The organism is Sphingobium phenoxybenzoativorans, assembly GCF_001757355.1.
GTDB classification, from domain to species: domain Bacteria; phylum Pseudomonadota; class Alphaproteobacteria; order Sphingomonadales; family Sphingomonadaceae; genus Sphingobium; species Sphingobium phenoxybenzoativorans.
In genome coordinates, this window is sequence record NZ_MINO01000139.1 from 1 (window position 1) to 4,658 (window position 4,658).

Here is a 4,658-nt window from a genome sequence, read left to right on the forward strand (position 1 = left end):
ATCCGCTGGACGATCATTATGGCCTTGGCTGCACCGGCGCGGCGGCGGGCGCGGTGGCGATCCACAATGCCGCGACGGTGTGGAACAAGGCGTTGCTGGACAATGCCGCCCGGCCGTCGGGCGCTCTGGTCCATGATCCCGGCGCGGACGGGGCGGCGATGAGCGCCGAACAGTTTGCGCGGTTGAAGGCGGAACTGGAGGCGGCGTTTCAGGGCGCGGGCAATGCCGGGCGGCCGATGCTGCTGGAGGGCGGGCTTTCCTGGCAGGCGCTCAGCCTGTCGCCCGCCGACATGGATTTTGTGGGGTTGAAGGCGGCGGCCGCGCGGGAGATCGCGCTGGCCTTCGGCGTGCCGCCGATGCTGATGGGCCTGCCCGGCGACAATGCTTACGCCAATTATCGCGAGGCGAACAAGGCGCTGTGGCGGCAGACGATATTGCCGCTGGCGGAGAAGATATTGCGCGGGATTGCGCAGGGTCTGGCGCCGTGGATGCCCGTCGTGGCGCTAAGCGTGGACCTCGACCGGGTGGCGGCGCTGTCCGACGAGCGGGACGCGCAATGGACGCGGGTGGCGGCGGCGGACTTCCTGAGCGCGGAGGAGAAGCGGGCGATGCTGGGGGTCGGGGGTGGGTTGGGTGAGGGCTTCCCGCCAAACCGTTCGGGCTGAGCTTGTCGAAGCCTTGTCCTTCTTGAAGAAAAGGACAGCCCTTCGACAAGCTCAGGGCGAACGGAGGTAAATGGTCGGGCCGGTCAGCCCGGCACCCGGTAGGTCTTTGCGTCGATCAGGCAGGTGCGGGTCGAGGCGTCCCATTTGCCCTGCGCGTCCAGGCAGTCGTCGATCAGCAGCCAGTCCGTCCACCAGAGCCAGAAGATGGCGGTGCTGGCGAGCAGCAGCGCGGCGAGGATCAGGATGCGGAGCGGGGACATGCGCTCCGGTGTAGCGGCGGGAACCGACGGACGAAAGTGGCGTCCGCTGACGGACATGATTTCGCGGCGGAAGAATAGTGGAAAGACGTGTGCGCGAAACCGGTAGCGCGGGTTGGCGGGGGCGAACCCCTCTCCGCTGCGACTAGCTTTGGCTTCGCCTTATCAAGTCTCGCTGCCTCTCCCAAGGGAGAGGCGCTGCAAGGTGAAGGTGTGAAATGAACGATACGGACATGCTGGCGCGGCTGGTGGCGCAGGCGGAGGGAGAGGGCAGCAGCCTGATCATGATCCGCGCGCTGGTGGAGGAGGCGAGCGACCTGGGCGCGGCGCGGGCGCTGGACCGGCTGGGGCTTTCGGACCCCAAGGCGGAACGGGATCTGCGCGAACTGCGCGAATTGCTGCGCGCGTGGCGCGACGCGAAGAAGGCGGTGCGCAGCGCGGTGATCGGCTGGATGGTGCGCGGGTGCCTTGCGCTGATGCTGATCGGGATCGCGGTGAAGCTGGGGTTGTTCGCGATGGTGAAGGGGTGAGGGGGATGGCGGGAACCAATAACGCCGTTCGGGCTGAGCGAGGTCGAAGCCCTCGTCTGAGCGGAGGCGAAGACGCCTCACTGCGTTCGGTGGAAGGCTTCGACTTCGCTCAGCCCGAACGGGGTGGAGGTAGCGCGCAGGACATCCGTTTCGCCGGCTACGCAGCGATATTCGACCGGGTGGACCGGGGCGGGGACGTGGTGCGGCGCGGGGCGTTCGGCGCGGTCGCGGGCAGGCGGGTGCCGCTGCTGTGGCAGCATGCGCCGGACCGGCCGGTGGGCCTGATCGAGCATATGGCCGAGGATGAACGCGGGTTGCGGGTCGTCGGCCGGGTGTCGGCGCGCACGGCGGCGGGACGCATGATCGCGGCGCTGGTGAAGGACGGGGCGATCGACGGCCTGTCCTTCGGATACCGGGTGCGGGAGGCGAAGGGGGAGCGGCCGCGGGAACTGACGGCGCTGGATTTGGTGGAGGTGAGTTTGGTGGCGCAGCCGATGCAGCCCTTGGCGCGGGTGGTTGGGGTGGAGGGATAAGCGGCAATCATGCCTTCATCTATTTGTGCGACCCGGAGGAGGAACCTCCGGAAAGCGTCAATGTCCTATAGCGGTGAAGCGGAAGCAACGAGGGGCGACACCCTGTTCAAGGGTTGCCTGATCCTTCTCGCGCTGTTGCTTTGCCTGCCGCTGGGATTCTGCACTCTCATCCAATGGCGTGTACCCAGACAGGCGTTGCCGCCCGAAATACAGTGGTCAGAGATCATCGGCTTCGACGGAGAAGCGGGTTTCAGGGAAGGGTGCAGCTTTGGCGTGTACCGCATCACGCCCGCGACCGTTGCGCGGTTCCGGCGCGGGAATGATCTGCCGCTGGAATGGTATCGCACGCCGTTGCGCATCGAGGATGGCCAATATGCCTATGTCGGACCGGATCAGCGGCGCATCACCCTCTATGCCAATAACGCATCGAATTGCGCGTCAGAAAAATTGCAGTGGTTGAGGTTGAATGATCATCGCCATGTGCTCGGTCAATCCGGGAACTGGCACAAGATATTCAACGGCGGAGAAGGCATGATCCTGATCGCGCCGGATGAGGGGTTGGCCTGGTACATGTATGCGGGATAACGCGCCGCCATAATATTTGAGGTTTGCGCTCATGGATCCCGGATCAGGTCCGGGATGACGATTGCGTGATGGTGAAGGGCTATCGTTTCGTCACCCCGGACGTGATCCGGGGTCCCGCTCTTTTGAAGGGAAGCGGGACCCCTGCCTTCGCAGGGGTGACGGTGGTTTGCGGTTTTTCAGGCGGTCCTTCGGGGCCGCCTTTTTCTTTGTGTGCGGGAGAAGCGAAGATGATCGAGGTGAAGGCGGACGGGCTGGAGGGGGCGTTTGACGCTGTTCTGCAGGAGGAGCGGATTGCGGCTTTGGAGGCCGACATTGTGGCGATGAAAAGTCAGGCCATTGTCGCGCAGCGGCCGGTGCTGGATGGGGTGAAGGGCGTTGACACTGCCGCCGATCCTGCGCGCACCGCCTTTGTCGAGCGTTACCTGCGGCGGGGGCTGGAGGCCGGGGTGGAGCTGAAGAGCTTTTCCGGCGCCACGGATGCTGCGGGTGGCTATGCGGTGCCGCGCGAGATCGACCAGATGATCGACGCGGCGCTGAAGTCCGTGTCGCCGATCCGCGCCATCGCCAATGTCGTGCGCACCGGGAGCGCGGGCTATCGCAAGCTGGTGACGAGCGGCGGCACCGTGTCGGGCTGGGCGAGCGAGACCGGGGCGCGGGCGGAGACGGCGACGCCGACCTTCAACGAGATCGCGCCGCCGCGCGGCGAGCTGTTCGCCAATCCGGCCGCAAGCCAGGCGATGCTGGACGATGCGCAGTTCGATGTCGAAAGCTGGCTGGCGGACGAAATCGCAAGGGAGTTCGCGCGGGCCGAGGGCGCGGCTTTCGTCAGCGGTAACGGCACGAACAAGCCCAAGGGCTTCCTGACCTACACCACCACCAATGAGGCGGACGGGGTGCGGGCGTTCGGGTCGCTGCAATATGTGGCGTCGGGCGCTTCCGGAGGCTTTGCGGCGAGCAATCCGCAGGACCGGCTGATCGACCTGGTGCAGGCGCTGCGCGCGCCGTACCGGCAGGGGGCGAGTTTCGTGATGAACAGCGCGACGCTGGCGCGCATCCGCAAGTTCAAGACGAGCGACGGCGCGTTCCTGTGGCAGCCTTCGCTTGCCGCCGGGCAGCCCGCGACGCTGCTCGGATACCCGGTGGTCGAGGCGGAGGACATGCCGGACGTGGCGGCGGACAGCCTGTCCATCGCCTTCGGCAATTTCGCGCACGGCTATGTGATCGCGGAACGCAGCGAGACCAGCATCCTGCGCGATCCGTTCAGCAACAAGCCCTTCGTGCATTTCTATGCGGTGAAGCGGATCGGCGGGGCGGTCGCCAATTCGGAGGCGATCAAGCTGATGAAGTTCGCCGCTTCGTAAACTGACATAAACCCGTTCGTCCTGAGTAGCCATTGAGCGAAGTCGAAATGGCGTATCGAAGGATGTGAGCTTGGCGCTTACCCTTCGATACCGCATAGGGTGAAACATCCCCCGGATGTTTCAGGATCGTCCGGGGGACGATCCGACCCAATGCGCTTCGACTTCGCTCAGCCCCTACTCAGGGCGAACGGAGGTGGGTGTGGCGGGATTGGCCCACCCGATGTTCATCCCACGATAATTCCATGATGAAGGGGGCGCCAATGACGGTGGTCATGGAGGCGCCTGACGCCGCTGCGCTGGTGGGCGCGGTGGCGCAGGTGAAGGCGTATCTGCGCATCGACAGCAATGGCGAGGATGCGCTGACGGAGCAATTGCTGCGCGCGGCATTGGCGCATGCGGAGGCGTTTACGGGGCAGGTGACGCTGGAGCGGGCCGGGGTGGCGACCATGCCCGTTGCGGAACGCTGGGCGCGCTTGCCGGTAACGCCGGTGCGCAGCATCGGGGCGCTGCGGGGCATTCCGGCGGAGGGGTCTGTATTTACCCTGCCGGTGGGGAGCCATGCGATCGACATCGACGCGCATGGCGACGGCTGGGTGCGGGTGAGCGCGCCGGGCAGCGCCGGGCGGGTCGAGGTTCCGCTGGTGGCGGGCATGGCCGAGGAGTGGGACGGCCTGCCCGAAGGGTTGCGGCAGGGCGTCGTCCGGCTGGCCGCGCATATGTTCACCGA

The 4,658-nt window shown here is 66.0% G+C and carries 7 protein-coding genes; 6 read left to right on the top strand and 1 reads right to left on the bottom strand.

The annotated features are described in order from the left end of the window. On the top strand, positions 1-665 hold a 665-nt coding region (locus BHQ40_RS24085; RefSeq protein ID WP_139139470.1), incomplete at its 5' end, for a phage portal protein. An 83-nt stretch (positions 666-748) separates the two neighbouring features. Here the strand turns inward: BHQ40_RS24085 and BHQ40_RS26425 are convergent. After that, the gene (locus BHQ40_RS26425) at positions 749-925 is read right to left on the bottom strand and encodes a hypothetical protein (RefSeq protein WP_171905956.1); all 177 of its coding nucleotides are present in this window, start codon (positions 923-925) and stop codon (positions 749-751) included. A 215-nt stretch (positions 926-1,140) separates the two neighbouring features. Here BHQ40_RS26425 and BHQ40_RS24090 point away from each other — a divergent pair, with 215 nt between their 5' ends. From BHQ40_RS24090 to BHQ40_RS24110, 5 genes are all read left to right on the top strand, one after another. Then, entirely contained in the window at positions 1,141-1,452 is a 312-nt protein-coding gene (locus tag BHQ40_RS24090) for a DUF6127 family protein (RefSeq protein WP_070158239.1), read from the top strand. Between the two features lie 5 nt (positions 1,453-1,457). Beyond that, positions 1,458-1,985: an HK97 family phage prohead protease gene (locus BHQ40_RS24095; protein ID WP_083277141.1), complete on the top strand. Its 528-nt coding sequence runs from the start codon at positions 1,458-1,460 to the stop codon at positions 1,983-1,985. A gap of 60 nt (positions 1,986-2,045) precedes the next feature. After that, positions 2,046-2,570, top strand: coding sequence for a hypothetical protein (locus BHQ40_RS24100; protein WP_070158241.1), 525 nt, complete (start codon positions 2,046-2,048; stop codon positions 2,568-2,570). 227 nt (positions 2,571-2,797) lie between these two features. After that, a complete protein-coding gene (locus BHQ40_RS24105) occupies positions 2,798-3,931 on the top strand; it encodes a phage major capsid protein (protein ID WP_070158242.1) in 1,134 nt (377 codons plus the stop codon). Positions 3,932-4,191: 260 nt separating this feature from the next. Then, on the top strand, positions 4,192-4,658 hold a 467-nt coding region (locus BHQ40_RS24110; protein WP_171905957.1), incomplete at its 3' end, for a head-tail connector protein.